The sequence below is a fragment of the Streptomyces sp. NPDC007189 genome, assembly GCF_040703635.1.
In the GTDB taxonomy this organism is placed as follows: Bacteria; Actinomycetota; Actinomycetes; order Streptomycetales; family Streptomycetaceae; genus Streptomyces.
In genome coordinates this window covers 84,539-107,322 of the sequence record NZ_JBEYEY010000023.1, presented here as the reverse complement: position 1 = coordinate 107,322, position 22,784 = coordinate 84,539, and the positions used below count along the sequence as shown (strand labels likewise).

Below are 22,784 nucleotides of genomic sequence, written 5' to 3'. Positions count from 1 at the left end.
GATCAAAGTGGGCATGGGCGAGGCGCGCGTCACGGCTGAACGACTGCTAAGGCGCGCGGACAGGCTCACGGAGCGGGTGGAGTCTCGTTGCCGACGAGGCGTTCAAGACGATCAAGCCGCTCGCCGAGCGTATGAAGCGCGTCGTGAATCGCGCTGAGCTCAGCCGAGAGCGCAGTGAACGCGGGGCTACTGCCCGGCTCGGTGCCGAGCGGCACCGACGGGTCGCGGACGAAGGTTCCGCGGCCCTGCTGGGTAAGCACGAGCCCCTCGTCGCGGAGCTGCCCGTATGCACTCTGCACGGTCATGAGCTGCACGCCGAGGTCTTTGGCGAGCCTGCGAGCCGCGGGCAGCTGATCGCCCGGTTCGTACGAGCGGTCCGGACCTGTGATCTTCGCGCGGAAATCGGCGGCGATCTCTTTGGCCGTGGGCGTCTGCTTCGGCGCTTCTGAGCTCTGCTCCATGGCTTCGAGAGTAGCTGGACCTAGGTCAATCTCTGTTCTCCCGCTGCCGCTCCTTGACAGACAGATTGACCTAGGTCAATCTGAAGTCCCGCGGCGCTGGGACTCCCCAGCAAGGTCGCCCGCTGCCGCGGTACTCCCTGCTCCTTCGACTCAGGAGAGCACCATGCGCACGTACATCGGCCATCAACAGGCCGTATCGGCTGAGGACTTCGTGGAGCTGGCCCTTGGCACTCCGGTTGAGCTGTGGCTCGGGGCGGAGGGCGAGACGGACGAGGAGCGTGCGGCCCGCCTGGACGCGGCGCGCGACATCCTCGCCGACCCCGAGTACAGCAACCTGCCGGACGACGTGGCCCGCATCGCCGCCGAGGTGATCGAGGCGCACGCCCCGGAGCTGTTCAACGTCGTCCCACTGGCGCGCCCCGCGAGGCGCCGCTGGTCCTCCCGGAAGGGGGCGGTGGCATGACGACCGCAACCGAGACGGCACGGCCGGCGGTGCCGCCGCTGACGAAGCCGGAGATGAGCCTTGCCGGACTGGGCGCGCTGGCCGCGGCCGGGGTCGGCGCCCTGGGGCTGATCGCCTCGTTCGACGCGGTCTCCTCCGCCGCCGCCCGCTGGGGCTTCGGCGCACCGTGGACGCTGCCGGTCGGCATCGACGTGGCCATTCCGGTGTTCACCGTGGCCAACCTGCTACTGATCCGGATGGACATGGCGTTGGCGTGGGTGCGGTTCGTGCCCTGGGCGCTGACGCTGATCACGTGCGGGTTAAACGTCGCCGCCGGGCACACCCTGTGGGCCAAGGTCGCGCACGGCACGATGCCCCTGCTGTGGGTGGTGTTCTCCGAGATCGGCGCCCACGTCTACGCCGTCCGGATCGGCGCCGCCACCGGCCGCCGGATGGAGAAGGTGCGGTTCTCCCGCTGGATGCTCGCCCCGCTGTCGACGTTCGCCCTGTGGCGGCGGATGACGCTGTGGGAGATCACCTCCTACTCCGAGGCATTGAAGCGGGAGCGTGAGCGGCAGCTGGCCCGCGCCCGGCTGCGCGAGCGGCACGGCCGGCGGTGGCGGTCGAAGACCCCGCGCCCGGAACGCGTGTTGCTGAAGCTGGGCGAGCTGGCCCCGGCGAGCGAGGACGTCCCGCCCGTTCCGCCGCAGCAGACGGAGAAGCCGAAGCCGGAGGCACCTAAGACGCCGCGAAAGCGCCCGACCAGCACCAAGAGCAAGGCCAAGACTGCCAAGGCACCGCGGACCCCGGCGGAACTGCTCGCCGAGGCACGCGAGGCCACGGCCGACTGGGCCGATGACGCGATCAACGCGGAAGCCATCCGGACCACGCTGCACTGCTCGGCTGCCAACTCCCGCGTGCTGCGCGACCTGTTGCTGAGCGAGCGGGCCGCGGGGCGCCGCCTGCACTCCGTCGACGGCGACGAGGGGACCGAGGAGGCGGCGGCATGAACACCGTGTTGACCATGCTGGCCGCGGCGGCGCCGTTCGCCTCCGGCTGGACGGCGCACACGCTGTGGCTACGGCGGCGCCTGAACGTCGCCCGCCGTGACCCGCTGACCGGGCTGCGGACGCGCGAGGGGTTCACCCGTCGCGCAGCGGCTCTGCTGCGGGACCCCCGGGCGGTCGTAGTGCTGGCCGACGTCGACCACTTCAAGCAGATCAACGACACCTTCGGGCATGCGGCCGGGGACGCGCTGTTGAAGGCGACCGCGGACCGGCTCACCTACCACGTCGGGCGCTCCGGGGTGGCCGGGCGGCTCGGGGGCGATGAGTTCGCCGCCGTCCTGATCGACGACCACGGCACCGCCTCCGACATGCTCGCCGTGCTGCACGGCGTGCTCGCCCGCCCGGTCGACGGCCAGGACCCGGCCGTACACACCACGGTCTCGCTCGGCTGGGTGCGCGCCGCGGACTTCCCCGGCGACGACCTGTCTGCTCTGCTGCGGCGGGCGGATGAGGCGATGTACGCGGCCAAGCAGGCCCGCGCCGGTACCCGCCGGGCGGGGCTGGGGCGGCTGTTCGCCACGGTCACTGGACGCCGCGCCGGCCGCGCCGGGGCCCGGACCGATGCGCCGGTCGTGGGGGTGGCGGCCTGATGTCCGCCTACGGCAAGTGCTTCGACCCGTCCGGCGCCCGGTTCGGGGTCCCCACGTACCCGTGGCGATTCGCCCCAGACGGCTACGCCACCCGCCGGCAGCTGCGTGCGGCCGGGCTGCGGCCGGGCGGACAGCCGGTCGCCGCACAGGTGATGCGCCGCCACCGGGGCCGCAAGACCGGGGTGCAGATCGCCTACCTCTACCGCGTCGACCGCGCGAAGCCGGTCCGGCCGATGACCTCCCGCAAGTGGGGTGCGCTCGCCCTGGCGATGCTCGCCCGCCGCACCTGCCCCAAGTGCCGGATCACCTACAGCTACTGCATCCCGACCTCGCTCGGGATGTGCCTCCTCTGCACCTACCCCGAGGAACAGCGCGCCGCCTGACCCGCTCAATGCGGGGCCCGGTCCCAAACCGACCAAAGCAGCGGCCGGGCCCCGCATCCCTCCCAGAGAGAAGGAACCCTCAGTGAAACATCCCGACGACGACAACGAACTCTTCAACCGGCTTGAAGCCGAGATGGCCGCCGACTCCGACGGCGCCGTAGTCGACCTGGACAAGGCCCGGTCGGCCCGCACCGAGTCGGCCGACCGCGCGCCCGACTCCGGGCCCGACCGGTCGGGCGCCCCGAAGCCGACCGAGTCGGCCGACCCGGGCGAGGGGGAGTCGGACGACTCCGCCCCGACCCTGGTCGACCCTCCGGCGCCGACTCAGTCGGGCCCCGGTCTGATCGACCGCATCCGCGACTCCAAGCGGCTGGACATCCTCCCGGCGTGGGCGAAGTCAGGCCCGGAGTTCGCCGACGCGATGCGGTGGCTGGCCGGGCACGTCTGGCACACCATCGCCTTCCACGCGGTCCGCGTGCCGTTTCTGTACGTGCCCAAGCTCATCTGGCGCTCGCCGCGCGGCCTGGCCAACACCCTGACCCGCGTGGGCCGCTGGGCGGTCGACTCGGAGGGTGAGCCGCTGCGGCAGGCCGAGGCTCGGCGGGAGAACTCCGAGCTGTACCTGAAGCTCTCCCGTCAGCGCGACCGGCGGGTGCGGCTGCGGATGCTCCTCACCATCTTCGGTGCCCTGGCCGCCCTGGTCATGGGCCTGTTCCTGGTCTACGGCGCCGAGCCGCGTACGCAGGTCATCGCCGCCACGTTTACCGTGCTGACGCTGGGCTGGCTGGGCGCGCCGGCGGATGCGCCGCTGGCTACCCGCGCGGTCATCAAGACCGAGGTGCAGAAGCTGACCAGCGACATCGTGGTCAAGGCCATGGCGTCCATCGGTATCGGGCAGATCACGTCCGCGGTCGCCAAGGGCCAGGACGGCATCAAGTTCGTCGCCCCGATCACCCGCGAGGGTCCCGGCTGGCGCGCGGACATCGACCTCCCCTTGGGCGTCACGGTCGCCGACGTGGCCGACCGGCGCGCCCGGCTCGCCTCCGGCCTGCGCCGCCCGCTCGGCTGTGTGTGGCCGGACGCCGACCCCAACGAGCACGAGGGGCGGCTCATCCTGTGGGTGGGGGACCGGGATCTGTCCAAGACCGGACTCGTCAAGTGGCCACTCGCCAACGCCCGCAAGCACGACATCTTCAAGCGGATCCCGTTCGGCATCGACCCGCGCGGCCGGGCTCAGTCCGTGCCGATGATCCAGCACAACATCCTGATCGGCTCGCTGCCCGGCCAGGGCAAAACCGCCTCCGTGCGCGTCCTGGCCTGCGGCGCCGCCATGGACCCGTCCGTGGAATTGTGGCTGCACGAGAACAAGGGCACCGGCGACCTGGACTCCCTTGAATGCGTCAGCCACCGGTTCGTCTCCGGCATCGACGACGACTCGATCAAGTACGCGGCCGACTCCCTGAAGCTGTTGCGCGAGGAGGTCATGCGCCGTGCGGCTGCGATCAAGAAGCTGCCGCGGGATCTGTGCCCGGACAAGCGCATCACCCGTGCCATCGCCGACAAGCGCTCGCTCAAGCTGTGGCCGCTCGTGGGCGTGTTCGACGAGTGCCAGAACCTGTTCGCACACCCCAAGTACGGCAAACAGGCAGGCGACGACGCCGAGTTCATCATCAAGCTCGGGCGCGCCCTGGGCGTGATCCTCGTTCTGGCCACGCAGCGCCCGGACAAGGACTCGCTCCCGACCGGCATCAGCGGCAACGTGTCCATCCGCTTCGCCCTCAAGGTCGCCGGGCAGGTCGAGAACGACATGATCCTCGGTACATCCGCGTACAAGAACGGCGTGCGCGCCACCTCGTTCCGCCCGGAGATTGACGCCGGTAACGGCTACCTCGCCGGCGCCACCGCGCTGCCGGTCGTGGTACGCACCGCCTACCTGGACGACCACGCCACCCACGCCATCGCCCAGCGTGCCTACGCCCTGCGCAAGGCCGAGGGAACCCTGTCCGGCCACGCGCTCGGAGAGGACCCCGAGGCCGTGACCGGTCCGTCGTACGACCTGCTCGCCGACGTCGCCGCGGTCGTGCCGCCGTCGGAAGAGCGGGTGTGGAACGAGCGGATCGCCGCCCGGCTGGCCGAGTTGCGGCCGGAGGTCTACGGCGGCTGGAAGGGCGAGAACGTCACCAGCGCGCTCAAGCCGCACGGCATCAAGACCCGCGACGTGGCCGGGACCACCGACGACGGCACCCGCACCACCCGCCGCGGCATCGTCCGCGCCGACCTCACGAAGGTGATTGCGGATCGTGACGAAAAGCGGGGCGCCGCCTAGCCCTGGACGGTGCTACCGGTAGCACCTCGCCCTGCTACCGGTAGCACCCCCGCTAGCACCCCGCACGGCGCCTGATCTGCGATCTAGCGCATAGCACCCACCTGCGAAAACCCCGAAAACCGCCTGGAAGGGCCTCTCATGACCCCCATCGCCCTTGCTGTCGCCTGCCTGTTCGTCATCACGCTTGGTTACGTCGGAATGTGCGCGGCCAGCCCGTTCGGCACCTGCCGCAAGTGCAACGGCTTCGGCTTCGCCATGGAAACCGACCGCAAGGGACGGCCCAAGCGCGGCAAGAGCTGCCGCCGCTGCAAGGCCACCGGCAAGCGCATACGCGCCGGCCGCTGGCTCTTCAACCGAGCCCAGCGGATCTACCGCGAAGGCACCCACTGACCACCCGCCCACCCCGCCGAAGGGAGGTTCCGCCCGTGGCCGTCACCGTCTCGCTCGTGGCCCTGTTCGGACTCGTCCTGTTCTTCCTGCTGCGCTCCAAGTCCCTCGGCTACGGCGCCGCGTTCACCGCCGCCGGGTTCGGCTTCTTCCTCGCCTCTACCGGCGCCGCAGGGCCCATCAACCAGCTTGCCGTCGCCGTCATCGACGCCATCCAGCACCTGTGAGGAGCACCGCCGTGAACGAACCGACCCTGCCCGCGCCCTACGTGCCCACCGAGCCGTACGCGTCCGCCCCGGCCGCGGTCGAACTGGCCGCCGAGCGCGGGCCAGTGGTGTGGGTGCCCGACGCCTACGGGCGCATGGTGCCCATGCCCAAGCACCTCGCCCCGCCTCCCATACCGCGCCCCGAGCCGCGCGACCTGACCCCGCTGCCCCTACTGGACCCCCTCGCCCAGCGCTTGATGGGCGCCGGCATCGGCGGCGGCGCCCTGGCCGCCGGCGTCGGCTACGGCATCGGCGAGGCCGTCAACGCGCTCGCCGGACTCGGCTCCGGCGCCCTGGTCTGGATCGCGCTCGCCGTGCTCGCCTGGCGCGCCCCCGCCCGCGCCGTCGCCGGCGCCCGCGGCAGCACCGTCCAGATCCGCAAGGCCGTCATCAAGCGCAGCCACTTTCACGGCTGAACCCCGAGAGGAGACCCGTGTTCGAGATCCGCGTCATCTGCGACCCGGCCGACACCGACCGGATCACCGCCGCACTCAGCGGCGCGTTCGCCGCCGGCGCCGTCCGCACCTACCCCACCCGCGACGGCGAGCGCGCCCGCCTGTACGTCACCGCCGACCACCGCCCCGAGCCCGGACCGTGGCCCACGCCGGACGTGGCGTACGCGCTCGCCCCGAGCATCATTCGCGAGATCGGATGGACCGCCCGGACGGCCGCCGACAAGCCGTTCGGCGAGCACCTGGAGCGGGAGTTCTGGCTCCGCAAAGCCGCGCTGCTGGACCGTATCGCGCTCCAGGGCGAGGAGGACGGCACGCCCGGTGACGACGACGAGGTAGCCACGGAAGCCGCCCGCCGACTCATCGAGCACGACCGGGACGGCGAGGGCGACTACGACGGCGCCCCGTACTGGCCGGAGCACCCGGCCACCGCCGCTGACCCGCGCGGCTACGTCCGCCAGGAATACGCCCACTGGGCGAAGAACCAGTAGCAACGCCGCGGCGGCGGGACTCCCCAGCAAGGTCGCCCGCCGCCGCGGTTCTCCCTGCCCATCCGCAGACAGAACAGGAGAACCCCCAGCATGCCGCACCTGGACGGCTCTGCCCAGCTCACCGCCGCGCTTGACGCAGCGTCGCGCGACTGGCGCGTCTTCCCCCTGATCCCCGGTGACAAGCGCCCGGCCGTCTCCGACTGGGAGACCCGCGCCACCACCGACCCGGACCGCATCACCCGCGCGTGGTACGTCGCCGCCTTCAACCTCGGCATCGCCACCGGCCCGTCCGGCCTGGTCGTCATCGACCTGGACAAGCCCAAGCACCCCGGCGACACCCCGCCGGCCGCTTGGGCCGAGCATGGCGTCACCGACGGCGCCGACGTGCTCGCCGTGCTCTGCGAGCGCCACGGCCAGCCCTTCCCAGCCGACACCTACACGGTGCGCACGTGGAGCGGCGGCACCCACCTGTACTTCCTCGCGCCCGAGGGCGAGCCCCTGCGCAACACCGCCGGGGACAGCGCCCGCGGGCTGGGCTGGAAAGTCGACACCCGCGCGTGGGGCGGGCTCGTGGTCGGCGCGGGCAGCACCTTCGCCGGACACCCGTACGAGGTCACCCACCATGGCCCCGCGGCGCCCCTCCCGGGCTGGCTCGCCGAACTCCTGCGCCCGGCCCCGTTGCCCCCACAGACACCCGTCACGGTCGCCCTCACCGGCCACGGACGGCGCACCGCCTTCCTCCGCTCCGCGATCAACGGGGAGGTGCAGCGGGTCACCGGCTCCGGCCCGCACGAGCACAACAACAGCCTCTACATCGCCGCGGTCGCCCTCGGACAGCTCGTTGCCGGAGGCGAGTTGAGCGAAGTCGACGTCACCGGCTGGCTCCTCACGGCCGCGCTCCAAGTCGGCCAAGGCGAGCGCGAGGCACGGCGCACCATCGCCTCCGGCCTGCGTGCCGGAGCACGTCGCCCCCGGACGGTCGCCGCATGAGCGCCAACCCCATCCCGCCCCTGCACCTGTACTCCGTGCCCAGCGACCCTGAGACGGCCCCCATCGCGCCGCCAAAGCGGGAGCGCCCCCGGACCGCATGGACGGCCGATCAGCTCATGGCCGCACACTTCCCCGAGCCGAAATGGGCCGTGCCCAGCATCCTCGCCGAGGGCGTCAACGTGCTCGCCGGACCGCCCAAGGTCGGCAAGTCCTGGCTCTCCCTCGGACTGGGGCTGTCGGTCGCGGCCGGCGGCAAGGCGTTCGACTCCGTGCCCGTCGAGGGCGGACCGGTGCTCTACCTCGCCCTGGAAGACACCCCGCGCCGTCTCCAGACCCGCATGGGCAAGCTGCTCGGAGGCCAGCCCGCGCCCGCCGGTCTGACCCTGGTCACCGAATGCCCGCCCTTCCCGCAGGGCGGGACCGAGGCCATCGCCCAGTGGCTGGAGCGCAACCCCGACGCGCGCATGGTCGTCATCGACGTGTTCGCCAAGATGCGCGGACAGGCCCCGGCCGGGGTGTCGGCGTACGACGCGGACTATGTCGCCGTCGGCTACGCCAAGCGGCTCGCCGACCACTACGGCGTGGCCGTCGTCCTCGTGCACCACGTCCGCAAGGCAGGCTCCGAAGACTTCCTGACCGAGGTCTCCGGCACCAACGGCATCGCCGGAGCCGCTGACGCCACGCTCGTGCTGAAGCGGGCCCGTGGGCAGGCGGACGGCATCCTGCACGTCACCGGCCGCGACGTGGACGAAGCCGAGTACGCCCTCAGCTTCCAACCCGCTTCCGGCGCCTGGCACCTGTTGGACGGCCCGGTCTCCGACCACACCGTCAGCGACACCCGCGCCACGATCCTGCGGTACGTCCGCGCCCACCCCGGCGCCAAGCCGAAGGACATGGCGGGCGAGCTGCCCCACGTCGACATCGACACGATCCGCCGCACCTGCAACCGCATGGCCGACGCCGGACAGCTCACCAAGGACGCCGGCGGCCGGTACTACCCGGACACCGAAACCCGGACGCAGGGCGCCCAAGAGGTGTCCGCACTGTCCGGCAGTCCGGTTGTCCCGTCTGACCAGCACGAACACCCCGGACAGTCGGAATTGGAGCTGTCCGGCCTGTCCGGTGCGGACGAAGCAGAAGGGATGGCGAAATGAGCGCCCGTACGCGGGACGAGAAGATGACCGTCAAGGAGGTCATCGCTGATCTGAAGGTCGCTCCGTCGACCTTCTACCGGTGGCGCCAGCTCGGGAAGGGGCCCCGCGCGATCAAGCTTCCGAACGGCGACGTGCGCATCCGGCGGTCGGAGTACGAGCGTTGGCTTGCGGAGCGGGAGGACGCTGCGTGAGCACTGAGAACGACACCCCGGCCGGGCGCCCTCGCGGGTCCGCCCGGCCGGGCTACTCCTTCGACGTCAAGCTGTGGAAGGTGACCAAGACCGGGCGCAAGTCCCGCCCGTGGCGCCTCCGGTGGGTGGTCGCAGGGCGGGTGCACGGCGAGACGTTCACCACGTTGGCTCTCGCAGAGAGCCGCCGGTCCGAGCTGTGGCAGGCCATGAATCGGCGTGGTGAAGCGTTCGAGATCGAATCAGGACTGCCTGAGTCCGAGGTACGCGCGGCGGCCGAAGCCGCCGAAGCAGCGGACGCCGAGTCGCCGTTGCGATGGTTCGAGTTCTGCCGGAAGTACGTGGCCGGACGGTGGCGTACGGCTGCGGCCAAGACTCGTGAGGGCATGGCGGACGGCCTGGCGGCCGTGACGCTCGCCATGGTCAAGCGTGGGAACGACGCTCCCGACGACGAGATCCTACGGCTGGCCTTCCGGTGGGGGATTGTGCCTGCGAACGCGGGGGAGGACCCGCCGGCCGAACTCAAGGCCGCGTACGACTGGGTCACGACGGCCGACCGGCCGTTGGGTGACCTGGCCGACCCCGAGGTGTTCGAGGATGTGCTGTACCGCCTCAGCTACAAGCTGGACGGCACCCCGGCCGCAGGCGACACGTACAAGCGGCGGCGGCGCGCTCTGAACACCACCCTCGAACACGCGGTGGTCGCAGGTGAGCTCCCGGAGAACCCCCTTCAGCGCGCCCGCCGGAGGCACGTCGGCTCCAATGAGGTGGTGGACCGCCGCGTCCTCGTAAACGCCGTACAGGCTCGGCAGTTGCTCACTGCTGTCTCCTACGTCGGGTCATGGCATCGCTGCCGGGGGCGGCGCCTGGCGGCTTTCTACGCGGTCCTGTACTACGCGGGCTTGAGGCCCGCTGAGGCGGTCGGGCTGAGGCGGTCTGACTGCCACCTGCCGGAGACGGGTTGGGGCACGCTCACGCTGCGGGAGACACGCCCCGTCTCCGGCAAGCAGTGGACCGACTCAGGCGAGCGACACGACCGCCGCGGCCTGAAGGCGCGGGAGGCGACAAGCGACCGACCGGTGCCCATCCCGCCCGTCCTGGTCGCCATCGTCCGGGCCCACCTGAAGGAGTTCGGGACCGCCAAGGAAGGGCGCGTGTTCGGCAACGAACGTGGGGGAGTGGTCGGCTCTTCCACCTATTGGCGAGTGTGGGGGGAGGCGCGGGAGTACGCGCTTCCGCCGGAACGCGTCGACTCGCCGTTGGCCGGGCGCCCGTACGACCTGCGCCACGCATGCATCACGCGGTGGCTAAACGCTGGGGTGCCGATCGCTGAGGTGGCTCGTAGGGTCGGCAACTCACCCGAGGTGATACATCGCCGCTACCACGGCTGTATCGACGGTCATGAGGAGGCCGCGAACGCGAAGATTGCACGAGCACTAGAAGAGGACGGCGATATGGGCTAAGCATGCAGTGTGGGGCTCTGGTAGTGATTGACGAAGGTCGGTACCAGAGCTGACGCCGGACCAAACCGTGGCACCCAGAAGTCGGTTAGCCTCATACCAACCTATCGATTCGCCAGTCTACGCGGGCAAGGGAAGATAGACTGCCAAGATCTCGCTGGGCTAAAAGGGGGCATATCCAACATGCGTGATAGTCAAGGTTCTAGTGATTTCGTTGAGCGTCTGGAACCGTCCGACCCTATCCGTCTTGTCGTTGAAAAATGCAAGGAAGTGGGTTATGCCTTTGAATTCGCCGCTCTGGGATCGGATGTTCGCCTAACAGTTAGAATGCCTAATGGTCGACAGGGGCGATTGCGCCGGTTGTCTCGTGAGAGGGCGCGATCTTTTTTGACGAATTCTTTTACGGAAGTCACCTACCTTGGTGATTTCGACGCATGTCTTTTCAAAGACACGCGAACGATCGAAGCATCGATCCAGATACATGGATCAGGGCCCCGACTGGAGCGCAGCTTTCTCGACATTCCCGGAATTCGAAAACTGAATGACGGTCAGCTTCCGTTGGATGAAGAGTTGAAGGAGCTTAGGTCATCCGATGATTCTGGCGATCGTGTACGGCCGGGTGATGATTGGGTATTGGATATAGAGCAGAATACAGGCTCTTCCTACAAAATTGAGCTGGGAACTGTCGGTGAGCGGTTCTGGGACTTCACGACACGGTATAACCGACCTAGCATGCAGAACTTCACCGTCTACCTTAGTAGGCCCAATCGCGATAAGTTTGTAACGCTGCGATTGATCAATGTAGACGTTACGCAGCATGATGATGCTCTTCAGCTCCTCACTAAGGTGTCCGACGCCCTATTCTTTGAGATCGACCTGCGCTTCGATGTCCCGCTCAAGTTGGCTCCGGCGCGCGACAGGATAAGGTGCCAGAGGCGTCGTTTCGTGGATCGTGGCGATGCTTCAAGTGCCGAAGTGCGAGCCCCCCGAACTGCTTATTCGGAGAAGCCGCTAAGCCTTTACTGGTATGGAAGATCCTCGGCAGGTATACCTCTGCTAGAATTCCTGGCATATTATCAGGTTCTCGAGTACTACTTTCCGAGCTATAGTCGCCGGGATATCCTTGATAAGCTGCGTCACGAGCTACGTGATCCTCGTTTCGAGGTTGAGGATGATGCGCATCTTTCCCGTGTTCTGATGCTCGCGGCACAAGCGGGAAAGGGGTACGGGGGTGAGCGGGATCAGCTTAAGGCGACAGTCAAAGGTTGCGTAACGGAAGAACACGTAAAGGAATTTCTGGAATTCGATGCAGACTTCCTCGGTCATCTCGAAGGTAAGGCGCTGAGGGGTGTTGCGCGAATTGACGTTAAAGATCGTCGAAACGACCTCCTGAATCAGGTGGCTAATCGAGTGTATGACATTCGGTGTCGCATCGTTCACACTAAGGAGGACGGCGGAGAGTCGGCAGCTGAAATATTGCTTCCTTTCTCCAAGGAGGCAGAGTCGCTAGGGCCGGATGTCGAGTTGGTGAAATTTCTTGCTCAGAAGTGCCTGATAGCAGGTGCCTCAAAGTTGCTTGGGTGACCGAGGAGACTAGGGCATTTTGACTCTCTGCGATGGCAGGCGTCACCGCTAGCGGCTAACGTATTGAGCCCTCTCCAACCATATTCCAGGGGAGCGCAGTTGAGGCTGTCGGACTGCATGTAACAGCGAAGCTCCTGGTAGGCGGGCCCCCAAGATCACCCGCAACCTCCTAGGAGCTTCGCGTGGGTGCTGCGGAAAGATGTCGAGCCACGCCGGACACACCCGTGCAGCACTGCTTGTCACTATGTCGAAGGGAAGATCGCGGCTATGTCATCTGCGGTGATGAGTCGCCCACGAGACGGTGCGAGCAGCTTGCCGAGCCAGCCATCTTCTCGTGGCAGGAGTGTCTCAATCTTCGTGCGGGCTTCGCCGCGTGCTTCGGCGTTGTTGTCACCGCACAGCGCGTCGTACTGGCGGAGCCGGTCGGCCAGCATGTCGTAGAGCCTGATGGCTGCGCCATGATTGATCAACACGATCTTGTCGTGGGCCGCCTCGGCGGCGTCGTCTTTGGTGCTGGGCGCCGGGGTAAGTAGGCAGCCGAAGACGCGAGTCTTCTGCGAGCGCCTGGTCTCGACCTCGATCTGCCCGAGCAGCTGGTTCACGTCGCCGCGGATGAGTGGCTTGGGTTCGCCCTTCGGGACGGTCTTGACCTCCCAAACCCGGCGTTCGGCACGTTTGACGGTGGACCACGTCCAGCGGCAGTCGGTGGCACTCTGCTCGGTCTTCGGCGGGCGATTGCCGTTGGCGCCCACTAGACGTGCGAGCCTCGTGAGTCCCTCGCACTGTTGATCGTGGCCTCCAGCAAGCAGGCTGCGGCCCTCGGAGAGGACTCTGTCGAGTCGGGGTCCAGTTTCGCGGCGCCACTCGTCCCAGGCAAGGAAGAACCGGTCGGTATCGTCAGCGGTATGTTCGTAGCCCTCGAGGTCAGCGACGGTACGGGCTAGCCGGAGGAACCAGGTGGTGCGCGGACCGCCGGCGGTGGCATCCTCCAGCGCCTTGCGTGCGGCGGCCAGGTCTTGGGTGCGCCCTCGGTCGAAGTGGGCGTGGGCTTCGACGTAGCGCCAGAACGCGGCGTGTTCGGTTTCTCCGGCCTCGGCGAGCCGAGCGGCTGCGTCGCTCGCTTTGCTGGCTGCTCCTGCGTGGTCGCCGAGCCACAGGTTGGTCGCAGCGTAGACCTCGGCGTCGGCACTGGAGACGTCGCTGCTCCCGCCAGTGCTGCGGCCGGGCCGCGCCTTGCGACGAGGCCCCGTGGGGGCTGCGTTGTCGGGGGATGCAGGTGGCTGCTTGGGCGATTGCCAGAAAGCGGAGCAGGCTCGAAGGGTGCCCTCCCAGCCCTGGTCGTAGAGCTCAAGTGCGGCCCGGACGGTGGGTTCGGTGCTTGCGGGGATCGACTTACGGACTGCGGGGTCCGCGAGCATCTGGGCGAAGCTGGGGTCGAGTCCGAGGTATAGGGAGCGGTCGGTGGGTTCGCGGTTGGCGCGGCCCAGTGCCTGGGTGACGCGCTGGCCGACGCGGTGGCGCATGAAGCTGGCGTCGCCAAGGTAGGCAACGACGAACCTCTCGAACTCGCTACTTGCCTGCGGGACTGTGGTGATGATGACCAGCTTGCACAGGTCGCCTGCGAGGTCGAGGCCGTCGTAGCGGCCAGCGGTGATCAGATGTCCGTCCGTGACACGACTCCAGGTGTCGACCATTGAGTCGTCACCGGGACGAAGACGGTAAACCTGTTGGTTGTTGGCGGTGAGGGTGTCTTGGAGGGTATCGGCTTCGGTGCGGCTGGCGCACAACCAGGCGGCTCGGCCTCCGGCCGACTGCGCTTGGGCAAGGGCCCAGTCGAGGACGTTCGGGTCGAATGCCTGTTCAGCGCTGGGGTTAAGAACAAGTAGCCGCTCGCCAGTCGCACCGGACGGTAGTGGCGTGGAGCTGGTCAGACGGGTTATCGGGCCGCCGCCGACTCGCCGCTGGAGATCGTCCATCGAGCCGAGCGTGGCCGATAGGTAGATCCGCTGCTTAGCCTTGCTGTACTGGGAGTTGAGCGCGGTTGGCGGGTGGTAGGGGCGGATCTCGATGCCGGAAGGTCCGATGAGGACGCCGCACTGGGTGAGGTGGTAGCGGACGGTGGGCCAGACGTAACGCAACTCGTCTTTAAGGTCGCGGTCTGTGACGAGGGGCGATGCCTCGATGGCGTCACGGGCCGGGCCTGCGATGGCGGCCCAGTCGCTGAAGGACAGGAGTTCAGGTGGGGTGCCGGGCAGAGCAGTGCCGGCGACCATGGCACGCAGGCCGGGGTAGGCGTCGGTGTGCCCCACCACCAGCTCGCAGATCGTCCGGTAGAGCTGGCGACAGGGCCCGGGCTTGTCCGGTATGCGCAGGGTCTGGAGCCCGCTGAGAGGCTGTTCGGCTAGGTGGGCGTCGTCAAAGATGACCAGGTCGGCGGGCTGCGGGACGGGGCTACTATTGAAATAGACCCAATAGTTCATCACGCCGACGGCTTGGGCCTGGTGGTAGTCGTCGAGCTTGGCTCCGCCGTAGTCCTTAGAGGCGAAGCGGACGACCTCTAGTCCGAGCTCGTTGGCTTCCTCTTCCACCTGTTCGGCGAGTTGGCGAGTACCGGTCAAATAGGCCACCGACCATCCGCGTGTGAGGGCGTGATCGGCGATCAGTAGTGCTAGTAGCGTCTTACCCTCGCCGGTGGGCATCTCGATGGCCAGGTCTGTGGTGTCGAGATGCTGCTCTGCGTAGGTTGCGAGGACCTGGCGCTGACCAGGCCGAAGCTCAGTGAACCTAGCTGACTCGAAAGCCACCAGATTCTGTTCGAAATCTGGCTTTGCCACGTTGGTCAACGCCGCCCCCCTACAGTCAGTCGTTAGGGGTGAACTCTACGGCGCTGCTGGCTGAAGTTGCTCCCGCGGGCAGGGGTGAGACGGACTGTTGGCTGCGGCCCGCCTGTCGGTGGGGGTGCCGTGTGTCGGAGGTGTGTCGCGACTACTGAGAGACAACAAGAGAGGGCGGGAGTCAGTGAGACTGACTCCCGCCCTCTTCCCTCGGCATCCGCCCTGGTCAGCGCTGTCAGCGCTCTATTTTTGCTGATCCTCGGCGAGTGCCCCCGGCAGGATTCGAACCTGCGCACACGGCTCCGGAGGCCGTTGCTCTATCCCCTGAGCTACGGGGGCGTGTCGGCTGCGGAGCTTCTTGCTCGCGGCGACGGACAGAACACTAGCAGGTCCGGCGGGGTGATCAGGAATCCGTTTCCCGGGGTGCCGGGTGGGGCGGGTCCACTCTGTGGCGGAGTGGGTCCCCTGTACGGGGTGGAAGTGGGGAAAACCCGGACGCGGTGGCCGGTCCGGACCTACTCTCGACTTGTGCCAGGCGCTTCGGGCCGGGTGCTTGTTGTGGACGACAACAAGGTCATCCGGCAGCTGATCAGGGTCAACCTCGAGCTCGAAGGTCTCGAGGTCGTGACCGCCGCCGACGGTGCCGAGTGTCTGGATGTGGTCCACCAGGTGCGGCCCGACGTCGTGACGCTCGATGTCGTCATGCCCCGGCTGGACGGCCTGCGGACCGCCGCCCGGCTCCGTGCCGATCCCCGTACGCATCATCTGCCCCTCGCCATCATCAGCGCGTGCACGCAGTACGAAGTCGACACCGGTCTCGACGTCGGGGTGGACGCCTTCCTTGCCAAGCCCTTCGAACCCGCCGAGCTCGTCCGGCTCGTCAAGCAGCTCATCGAGCGTGGGGGCGGTGACGGAGCCGGTGGAGACGGGGACGGGGGAGAAGGGCATGGGGGAAAGGGAGGGCATCGTGGCGGTGGGGAGGAAGATGGTGATGGGGGTGGAGATGGGGATGGAGAAGGGGGACAGGGCGGCCTAGGGGGAGGTCAACGGGTTCCGGGGGGTGTTTCCTCCGGCGGTTGAGGTTTGTGGGTCGTGTTGGGCCCACTGGGCGCAGGTCGGCCGCGATCGGCCCACCCCGGGGTCGCCAGCCCCACACCTACCCGCCAGCACCACCGCCGTCCCACAGTGAGAACCGCCTCGCCTACCCACCCCCTCCCTCCCCTACGCTTGTCCCGTGACCCCCGTCGAGCTGTCCCGCACCGTGCTGCACGCGGTGCGTTGTGCTGTCGAGGACGGGGAGCTCAGTGTGACCGTGCCCGAGCGGGTCGTGGTGACCGAGCCCGGGCCCGGGGGGTGCGGGGACTTCGCCACGAACGTCGCGCTGCAGCTCGCTCGGCCGGCCGGGCAGCCGCCCTTGCGGGTTGCCGAGATTCTGCTGCCCCGGATTGCCGGCGCCGACGGCATCCGCGACGTCGTCGTGACCGGGCCCGGGTTCCTCAACATCAGCCTCGAGTCGGCGGCCGATCTCGTCACCGGGCTCGTCCGGGAGATCCGGGACCGTGGTGCCGCGTACGGGTACGGCGACGCCCTCGCCGGGCAGGTCGTCGTGCTCCGCGTGCCGTACGAGGTCCGGGCCGAGGTCGTCGCCGACGCCGTCGTACGGATCGTCGCCACGCAGGGCGGGCGGGCCACCGTCGAGCACGGTGAGCCCGTCAATCTGCGGCCCGTGCCGGCTCCGGAGGACCCCGCCCCGCTCGGTCCCGACGCCTCCCGGTGGGCCCTGCTCCATCCCGCCCCGCACGACCGGCCCCGGATCACCGCCGACCACCTCGTCCAGCGGGAGAGCAATCCGCTGTTCCGGGTGCGGTACGCCCATGCCCGCATCCGGTCCCTCAGCCGTAACGCCGCCCGCCTGGGCTTCACCGCCGAGCCCGGCCCCCTTCACGCGGAGCAGCAGCTCGACCGCGGCCCGCTCCGCGCCGAGCCGCTCGACCGAGGCCCCACCCCCACCGAGCCGGTCCACGCCGTCATGGCCACCCCCCGCACCATCCACCCCCACACCCCCCACCCCCTCCTCCCTCCCCTGACCAACCACCCCCGCATCCTCACCGCGGCCGCCACCCACCGTGCCCCGGACCGGCTTGCGCGGCATCTCGTCGACGTTGCCGATGCCGCGTTGCCCTTCCTGCCCTGTGTGCTTCCCCGTGGTGAGGAGAAACCCTCGGCCGCCCACCGCGCCCGGCTCGCGCTTGCCGAAGCCGCCGGGACGGTGCTGGCCGGCGGCCTGTCCCTGCTCGGCATCGACGCACCCGAACATCTCTGAGGGCCCGAGAGCAGATGCGCCCCGGAGAGAGACAGAGAGTCTGAGAGCCACCGTCATGAGCCGTTCCGCCCACCCCGCCGGGCCCCGCCACGCCGACGTCCTGCCCGAGGGGCACTACACCGCGCCGCCGGCCGACCTCAACGCGCTGGACCACAAGGTGTGGGCCCAGACCGTGGGGCGTGACGCCGACGGGGTCGTCACCGTCGGCGGCGTCGATGTGAAGACCCTCGCCGAGCGCCACGGCACGCCCGCGTACATCCTCGACGAGGCCGACTTCCGGGCACGCGCGCGTGCGTGGCGTACCGCGTTCGGGGCCGAGGCCGACGTGTTCTACGCCGGGAAGGCGTTCCTGTCCCGTGCCGTCGTGCGGTGGCTCGATGAGGAGGGGCTCAACCTCGACGTGTGCTCGGGGGGCGAGCTGGCCACCGCCCTGTCCGCGGGCATGCCGGCCGAGCGGATCGCGTTCCACGGCAACAACAAGTCCTCGGAGGAGATCCGGCGCGCCGTCGAGGCCGGTGTCGGGCGGATCGTGCTCGACTCCTTCCAGGAGATCGTGCGGGTCGCCCACATCGCGCAGTCCCTGGGCAAGCGGCAGAAGGTCCAGATCCGGATCACCGTCGGGGTGGAGGCTCATACGCACGAGTTCATCGCCACCGCGCACGAGGACCAGAAGTTCGGGATCCCGCTGGCCGGGGGGCAGGCCGCCGAGGCCGTGCGGCGGGCGCTGCAGCTCGACGGGCTGGAGCTGATCGGCATCCACAGCCACATCGGGTCGCAGATCTTCGACATGTCCGGGTTCGAGGTCGCCGCGCACCGGGTCGTCGGGCTGCTGAAGGACATCCGCGACGAGCACGGGGTCGAGCTGCCCGAGATCGACCTCGGCGGCGGGCTCGGCATCGCCTACACCAGCGACGACGATCCGCGTGAGCCGCACGAGATCGCCAAGGCGCTGACCGAGATCGTCAGCCGCGAGTGCGACGCCGCCAGGCTGCGCACGCCCCGCATCTCCGTCGAGCCGGGGCGCGCCATCGTCGGGCCGACCGCCTTCACGCTCTACGAGGTCGGCACCGTCAAGCCGCTGGCGGGGCTGCGGACGTACGTGTCCGTCGACGGCGGCATGTCCGACAACATCCGGACGGCGCTGTACGACGCCGAGTACAGCGTCGCCCTCGTCTCCCGCTCCTCCAGCGCCGAGCCGATGCTGGCCCGTGTGGTCGGCAAGCACTGCGAGAGCGGGGACATCGTGGTCAGGGACGCGTTCCTGCCCGCGGACCTGGCGCCGGGCGACCTGATCGCCGTACCGGCGACGGGCGCGTACTGCCGGTCCATGGCCAGCAACTACAACCATGTGCTGCGGCCGCCGGTCGTCGCCGTGAAGGACGGCGAGTCCCGGGTGATCGTCCGGCGCGAGACGGAGGAGGACCTCCTGCGTCTCGACGTCGGATGAGGACGACCAGAGCAGCGGCGCCGGGAGACGGCGGCTGGCGCAGGGCGAAGGGGGCTGGAAGATCTCCGGTCTTCCGGGCCCGCACAAGTGAAATACGAGTCTCAGGATCCGGACGAAGGGGAGAAACTTCCGTCCGGTGAGTGAGACTGGTCCAACCGTAGACGGTATGAGGAAACGAGGTCGGATGATGCGTACGCGTCCGCTGAAGGTGGCGCTGCTGGGCTGTGGGGTTGTCGGCTCAGAGGTGGCGCGCATCATGACGACGCACGCCGACGACCTCGCGGCCAGGATCGGAGCCCCCGTGGAGCTCGCGGGGGTCGCGGTACGGCGGCCGTCCAAGGTCCGCGAGGGCATCGACCCGGCCCTCGTCACCACCGACGCCACCGCCCTCGTCAAACGCGGCGACATCGACGTGGTGGTCGAGGTGATCGGCGGCATCGAGCCCGCGCGGACCCTCATCACCACCGCCTTCGAGTACGGCGCGTCCGTCGTCTCCGCCAACAAGGCCCTGCTCGCCCAGGACGGGGCCGCCCTGCACGCGGCGGCGGAGGAGCACGGCAAGGACCTCTACTACGAGGCCGCCGTCGCCGGCGCCATCCCGCTGATCCGCCCGCTGCGCGAGTCCCTCGCCGGCGACAAGATCAACCGGGTGATGGGCATCGTCAACGGCACGACCAACTTCATCCTCGACAAGATGGACTCCACCGGCGCCGGGTACCAGGAGGCGCTCGACGAGGCCACCGCCCTCGGGTACGCCGAGGCCGACCCGACCGCCGACGTCGAAGGGTTCGACGCCGCCGCCAAGGCCGCCATCCTCGCCGGGATCGCCTTCCACACGCGCGTGCGCCTCGACGACGTCTACCGCGAGGGGATGACCGAGGTCACCGCCGCCGACTTCCGCTCGGCGAAGGAGATGGGCTGCACCATCAAGCTGCTCGCCATCTGCGAGCGGGCGGCGGACGGCGGCTCCGTCACCGCGCGCGTGCATCCCGCGATGATTCCGCTGACCCACCCGCTCGCCTCCGTGCGCGGCGCCTACAACGCCGTCTTCGTGGAGTCCGACGCGGCCGGGCAGCTCATGTTCTACGGCCCCGGCGCCGGCGGTTCGCCGACCGCCTCCGCCGTGCTCGGCGACCTGGTCGCCGTCTGCCGCAACCGGCTCAACGGCGCAACGGGGCCCGGTGAGTCGGCGTACGCCGCCCTGCCCGTCTCATCCATGGGCGAGGTCGTCACGCGCTACCACATCAGCCTCGACGTCGCGGACAAACCGGGTGTTCTCGCCCAGGTCGCGACGGTGTTCGCGGAGCACGGGGTGTCGATCGATACGGTGCGCCAGCAGGGCAAGGACGGCGAGGCCTCCCTCGTCGTCGTCACCCACCGCGCGTCCGACGCCGCCCTGAACGGGACCGTCGAGGCGCTGCGCAAGCTCGACACCGTGCGGGGTGTCGCCAGCATCATGCGGGTTGAAGGAGAGTAACCAGCAATGACCCACCAGTGGCGCGGAATCATCGAGGAGTACCGGGACCGGTTGCCGGTATCCGACACCACGCCGGTCGTGACGCTCCGCGAGGGCGGCACGCCCCTCGTGCCCGCGCAGGTGCTCTCCGAGCGCACGGGCTGCGAGGTCCACCTGAAGGTGGAGGGCGCCAACCCCACCGGCTCCTTCAAGGACCGGGGCATGACCATGGCCATCTCCAAGGCCAAGGAGGAGGGGGCGAAGGCTGTGATCTGCGCCTCCACCGGCAATACGTCGGCCTCCGCCGCCGCTTACGCCGTGCGGGCCGGCATGGTCTCGGCCGTTCTCGTCCCGCAGGGCAAGATCGCGCTCGGCAAGATGGGCCAGGCCCTCGTGCACGGCGCGAAGATCCTCCAGGTCGACGGCAACTTCGACGACTGCCTCACGCTGGCCCGCTCGCTGAGCGAGAACTACCCGGTGGCGCTGGTCAATTCGGTCAACCCGGTGCGTATCGAGGGCCAGAAGACGGCTGCGTTCGAGATCGTGGACATGCTCGGTGAGGCGCCGGACATCCACGTCCTCCCGGTGGGCAACGCGGGCAACATCACCGCCTACTGGAAGGGCTACAAGGAGTACGCCGCCGACGACATCGCCACGAAGACCCCGCGCATGTGGGGCTTCCAGGCCTCCGGCAGCGCGCCGATCGTGCGCGGCGAGGTGGTCAAGGACCCCTCGACCATCGCCACCGCGATCCGCATCGGCAACCCCGCCTCCTGGCAGTTCGCCCTCGCCGCGCGCGACGAGTCGGGCGGCGCCATCGACGAGGTGACGGACCGTGAAATCCTGCGCGCCTACCGCCTGTTGGCCGCGCAGGAGGGCGTGTTCGTGGAGCCCGCCTCCGCCGCCTCGGTGGCCGGTCTGCTGAAGGCCGCCGAGCAGGGCAGGGTCGACCCGGGCCAGACGATCGTGTGCACGGTCACCGGCAACGGTCTGAAGGACCCCGACTGGGCCGTCGCCGGCGCCCCGCAGCCGGTCACCGTCCCCGTCGACGCGGCCGCCGCGGCCGAGCGCCTCGGCCTCGGCTGAGCATCGCTCGAGCGACGCTCCGGCCCCGGCCGAGCGTCGCCCGAGCGGCCCGCGCCGCTTCACGCACAGGTCTCGTACCGGGGTTTTCCCTGACAGGGGGCACAGGGGGCTTGCGACACGCATCGTGCGCCTCCTGTGCGCCCTATGTCGCCACAGAACCTTCCTTCGATAGGCTGTACCGAACCCGCCCGTTGCATATGCCCTCGCATCGGGGCAGCGCCGCGCCTTCTGCGCGGCCCGAGGGTCTCCCCGTACGTCATCGAATGTCTTCGACAGTCACGCAGCTCAAGGAGAGTCAACGAGCGATGGCCGGTCCAGCGTTCCGCGCCGCCGCCGTCCGGGTGCGCGTTCCCGCCACCAGCGCCAATCTCGGCCCGGGCTTCGACGCCCTCGGCCTCGCGCTGGGGCTCTACGACGACGTCGTCGTCCGGGTGGCCGACTCCGGGCTGCACATCGACATCGCGGGAGAGGGCAGCGAGACCCTCCCGCGTGACGAGTCCCACCTGCTCGTCCGCTCCCTGCGCACCGCCTTCGACCTGCTGGGCGGACAGCCCCGCGGCCTGGAGATCGTCTGCGCCAACCGCATCCCGCACGGCCGCGGCCTCGGCTCGTCCTCCGCCGCCATCTGCGCCGGCATCGTCGCCGCCCGCGCCGTGACCATAGGCGGCGAGGCCCGTCTGGACGACGCGGCCCTGCTGGCCCTGGCCACCGAGATCGAGGGCCACCCCGACAACGTGGCCCCGTGCCTGCTCGGCGGTTTCACGATCGCCTGGATGGAGGCCGGGGCCGCCCGCGCGATCAGGCTGGAGCCCAGCGATTCCATCGTTCCGGTGGTTTTCGTGCCCGGAAAGCCGGTCCTGACCGAGACCGCCCGCGGCCTGCTGCCCCGCACCGTGCCGCACGTCGACGCCGCCGTCAACGCGGGCCGTGCCGCCCTGCTCGTCGAGGCCCTCACCCGGCGCCCCGAGCTGCTGCTGCCCGCCACCGAGGACCGCCTCCACCAGGAGTACCGCGCCCCGGCCATGCCGGAGAGCGCCGCGCTGGTGGAGCGGCTGCGGGCCGACGGCATCCCCGCCGTGATCTCCGGCGCCGGCCCCACCGTCATGGCGCTGGCCGACGCCGGCAGCGCCGACAAGGTCGCCCACCTCGCGGGTGAGGGCTGGGCCGCGAACCGGCTGGACCTCGACGTCCAGGGAGCGAGCGTGCTGCCGCTTGCGACCTGACACACGGTTGCCGGATTTGGAGAGGGGGAATGTTTGTTGGATCCGGTAGTGTTAACCTCAAGTCTGCACCCGACCCCACCATGGCGAGGTGCCTCGTGTCCCAGTTCGGGACAGACATTCTTCCGGGAGTCTCCCACGCCACTCCGTGTTCCGTACGCCGTACCTGGGCAGTAC

Annotated in this window: 22 protein-coding genes and 1 tRNA gene; 20 read left to right on the top strand and 3 right to left on the bottom strand. The window is 69.2% G+C overall.

What is annotated here, in order from left to right; translation table 11 throughout:
• Positions 1-65 precede the first annotated feature (65 nt).
• Positions 66-461: a winged helix-turn-helix domain-containing protein gene (locus AB0950_RS35195; protein ID WP_351799847.1), complete on the bottom strand. Its 396-nt coding sequence runs from the start codon at positions 459-461 to the stop codon at positions 66-68.
• Positions 462-624: 163 nt separating this feature from the next.
• Between AB0950_RS35195 and AB0950_RS35190 the strand changes: the two genes are divergently transcribed.
• The 14 genes from AB0950_RS35190 (at position 625) to AB0950_RS35125 (ending at position 12,241) form a co-directional block, all read left to right on the top strand.
• Complete coding sequence (locus AB0950_RS35190) at positions 625-924, top strand: hypothetical protein (RefSeq protein ID WP_366780241.1); 300 nt, start codon at positions 625-627, stop codon at positions 922-924.
• Positions 921-1,913: a DUF2637 domain-containing protein gene (locus tag AB0950_RS35185; RefSeq protein ID WP_366780240.1), complete on the top strand. Its 993-nt coding sequence runs from the start codon at positions 921-923 to the stop codon at positions 1,911-1,913. The genes AB0950_RS35190 and AB0950_RS35185 overlap by 4 nt, the downstream gene beginning before the upstream one ends.
• A complete protein-coding gene (locus AB0950_RS35180) occupies positions 1,910-2,560 on the top strand; it encodes a GGDEF domain-containing protein (protein ID WP_366780239.1) in 651 nt (216 codons plus the stop codon). The genes AB0950_RS35185 and AB0950_RS35180 overlap by 4 nt, the downstream gene beginning before the upstream one ends.
• On the top strand, positions 2,560-2,943 hold the full coding sequence (locus tag AB0950_RS35175; protein WP_366780238.1) for an RRQRL motif-containing zinc-binding protein: 384 nt from the start codon (positions 2,560-2,562) through the stop codon (positions 2,941-2,943). The genes AB0950_RS35180 and AB0950_RS35175 overlap by 1 nt, the downstream gene beginning before the upstream one ends.
• 82 nt (positions 2,944-3,025) lie before the next feature.
• A complete protein-coding gene (locus tag AB0950_RS35170) occupies positions 3,026-5,269 on the top strand; it encodes a cell division protein FtsK (protein WP_366780237.1) in 2,244 nt (747 codons plus the stop codon).
• 138 nt (positions 5,270-5,407) lie between these two features.
• Positions 5,408-5,659, top strand: a complete 252-nt coding sequence (locus AB0950_RS35165; protein WP_366780236.1) for a hypothetical protein — start codon at positions 5,408-5,410, stop codon at positions 5,657-5,659.
• A 35-nt stretch (positions 5,660-5,694) separates the two neighbouring features.
• The gene (locus tag AB0950_RS35160) at positions 5,695-5,883 is read left to right on the top strand and encodes a hypothetical protein (RefSeq protein WP_193460181.1); all 189 of its coding nucleotides are present in this window, start codon (positions 5,695-5,697) and stop codon (positions 5,881-5,883) included.
• 11 nt (positions 5,884-5,894) lie between these two features.
• Positions 5,895-6,338, top strand: a complete 444-nt coding sequence (locus AB0950_RS35155) for a hypothetical protein (protein ID WP_366780235.1) — start codon at positions 5,895-5,897, stop codon at positions 6,336-6,338.
• Positions 6,339-6,355: 17 nt separating this feature from the next.
• Positions 6,356-6,865 (top strand): hypothetical protein, encoded by a 510-nt coding sequence (locus AB0950_RS35150; protein ID WP_366780234.1) that lies wholly within the window; start codon positions 6,356-6,358, stop codon positions 6,863-6,865.
• Positions 6,866-6,955: 90 nt separating this feature from the next.
• Positions 6,956-7,855, top strand: coding sequence for a bifunctional DNA primase/polymerase (locus AB0950_RS35145; RefSeq protein ID WP_366780233.1), 900 nt, complete (start codon positions 6,956-6,958; stop codon positions 7,853-7,855).
• Positions 7,852-9,009: an AAA family ATPase gene (locus AB0950_RS35140; protein ID WP_366780232.1), complete on the top strand. Its 1,158-nt coding sequence runs from the start codon at positions 7,852-7,854 to the stop codon at positions 9,007-9,009. Before AB0950_RS35145 ends, AB0950_RS35140 begins: the two co-directional genes overlap by 4 nt.
• Complete coding sequence (locus AB0950_RS35135) at positions 9,006-9,200, top strand: helix-turn-helix domain-containing protein (RefSeq protein WP_111004752.1); 195 nt, start codon at positions 9,006-9,008, stop codon at positions 9,198-9,200. The genes AB0950_RS35140 and AB0950_RS35135 overlap by 4 nt, the downstream gene beginning before the upstream one ends.
• On the top strand, positions 9,197-10,660 hold the full coding sequence (locus tag AB0950_RS35130; RefSeq protein ID WP_366780231.1) for a tyrosine-type recombinase/integrase: 1,464 nt from the start codon (positions 9,197-9,199) through the stop codon (positions 10,658-10,660). The genes AB0950_RS35135 and AB0950_RS35130 overlap by 4 nt, the downstream gene beginning before the upstream one ends.
• A 180-nt stretch (positions 10,661-10,840) precedes the next feature.
• On the top strand, positions 10,841-12,241 hold the full coding sequence (locus AB0950_RS35125) for a hypothetical protein (RefSeq protein ID WP_366780230.1): 1,401 nt from the start codon (positions 10,841-10,843) through the stop codon (positions 12,239-12,241).
• Positions 12,242-12,483: 242 nt separating this feature from the next.
• On the opposite strand, the gene AB0950_RS35120 is transcribed toward AB0950_RS35125, so the two are convergent.
• Complete coding sequence (locus tag AB0950_RS35120) at positions 12,484-15,075, bottom strand: DEAD/DEAH box helicase family protein (RefSeq protein WP_366780253.1); 2,592 nt, start codon at positions 15,073-15,075, stop codon at positions 12,484-12,486.
• 267 nt (positions 15,076-15,342) lie between these two features.
• Positions 15,343-15,414: transfer RNA gene (locus AB0950_RS35115), tRNA-Arg, on the bottom strand.
• A gap of 189 nt (positions 15,415-15,603) precedes the next feature.
• Here AB0950_RS35115 and AB0950_RS35110 point away from each other — a divergent pair.
• From AB0950_RS35110 to thrB, 6 genes are all read left to right on the top strand, one after another.
• Complete coding sequence (locus AB0950_RS35110; RefSeq protein ID WP_366780229.1) at positions 15,604-16,155, top strand: response regulator; 552 nt, start codon at positions 15,604-15,606, stop codon at positions 16,153-16,155.
• Between the two features lie 154 nt (positions 16,156-16,309).
• Positions 16,310-17,398, top strand: coding sequence for an ArgS-related anticodon-binding protein NrtL (gene nrtL, locus AB0950_RS35105; protein ID WP_366780228.1), 1,089 nt, complete (start codon positions 16,310-16,312; stop codon positions 17,396-17,398).
• Between the two features lie 55 nt (positions 17,399-17,453).
• Positions 17,454-18,845, top strand: coding sequence for a diaminopimelate decarboxylase (gene lysA / locus AB0950_RS35100; RefSeq protein ID WP_360155046.1), 1,392 nt, complete (start codon positions 17,454-17,456; stop codon positions 18,843-18,845).
• A 187-nt stretch (positions 18,846-19,032) separates the two neighbouring features.
• Complete coding sequence (locus tag AB0950_RS35095; RefSeq protein ID WP_360155297.1) at positions 19,033-20,322, top strand: homoserine dehydrogenase; 1,290 nt, start codon at positions 19,033-19,035, stop codon at positions 20,320-20,322.
• A 6-nt stretch (positions 20,323-20,328) separates the two neighbouring features.
• The gene (gene thrC / locus AB0950_RS35090; protein WP_366780227.1) at positions 20,329-21,387 is read left to right on the top strand and encodes a threonine synthase; all 1,059 of its coding nucleotides are present in this window, start codon (positions 20,329-20,331) and stop codon (positions 21,385-21,387) included.
• A 305-nt stretch (positions 21,388-21,692) separates the two neighbouring features.
• On the top strand, positions 21,693-22,610 hold the full coding sequence (gene thrB / locus AB0950_RS35085; RefSeq protein ID WP_360155052.1) for a homoserine kinase: 918 nt from the start codon (positions 21,693-21,695) through the stop codon (positions 22,608-22,610).
• Positions 22,611-22,784 lie beyond the last annotated feature (174 nt).

Bases quoted from the DNA above. Each gene is read 5' to 3' on its own strand.
- AB0950_RS35195 (WP_351799847.1), bottom strand. From the start codon at position 461: ATGGAGCAGAGCTCAGAAGCGCCGAAGCAGACGCCCACGGCCAAAGAG.
- AB0950_RS35190 (WP_366780241.1), top strand. From the start codon at position 625: ATGCGCACGTACATCGGCCATCAACAGGCCGTATCGGCTGAGGACTTC.
- AB0950_RS35185 (WP_366780240.1), top strand. From the start codon at position 921: ATGACGACCGCAACCGAGACGGCACGGCCGGCGGTGCCGCCGCTGACG.
- AB0950_RS35180 (WP_366780239.1), top strand. From the start codon at position 1,910: ATGAACACCGTGTTGACCATGCTGGCCGCGGCGGCGCCGTTCGCCTCC.
- AB0950_RS35175 (WP_366780238.1), top strand. From the start codon at position 2,560: ATGTCCGCCTACGGCAAGTGCTTCGACCCGTCCGGCGCCCGGTTCGGG.
- AB0950_RS35165 (WP_366780236.1), top strand. From the start codon at position 5,408: ATGACCCCCATCGCCCTTGCTGTCGCCTGCCTGTTCGTCATCACGCTT.
- AB0950_RS35145 (WP_366780233.1), top strand. From the start codon at position 6,956: ATGCCGCACCTGGACGGCTCTGCCCAGCTCACCGCCGCGCTTGACGCA.
- AB0950_RS35140 (WP_366780232.1), top strand. From the start codon at position 7,852: ATGAGCGCCAACCCCATCCCGCCCCTGCACCTGTACTCCGTGCCCAGC.
- AB0950_RS35135 (WP_111004752.1), top strand. From the start codon at position 9,006: ATGAGCGCCCGTACGCGGGACGAGAAGATGACCGTCAAGGAGGTCATC.
- AB0950_RS35125 (WP_366780230.1), top strand. From the start codon at position 10,841: ATGCGTGATAGTCAAGGTTCTAGTGATTTCGTTGAGCGTCTGGAACCG.
- lysA (WP_360155046.1), top strand. From the start codon at position 17,454: ATGAGCCGTTCCGCCCACCCCGCCGGGCCCCGCCACGCCGACGTCCTG.
- AB0950_RS35095 (WP_360155297.1), top strand. From the start codon at position 19,033: ATGCGTACGCGTCCGCTGAAGGTGGCGCTGCTGGGCTGTGGGGTTGTC.
- thrC (WP_366780227.1), top strand. From the start codon at position 20,329: ATGACCCACCAGTGGCGCGGAATCATCGAGGAGTACCGGGACCGGTTG.
- thrB (WP_360155052.1), top strand. From the start codon at position 21,693: ATGGCCGGTCCAGCGTTCCGCGCCGCCGCCGTCCGGGTGCGCGTTCCC.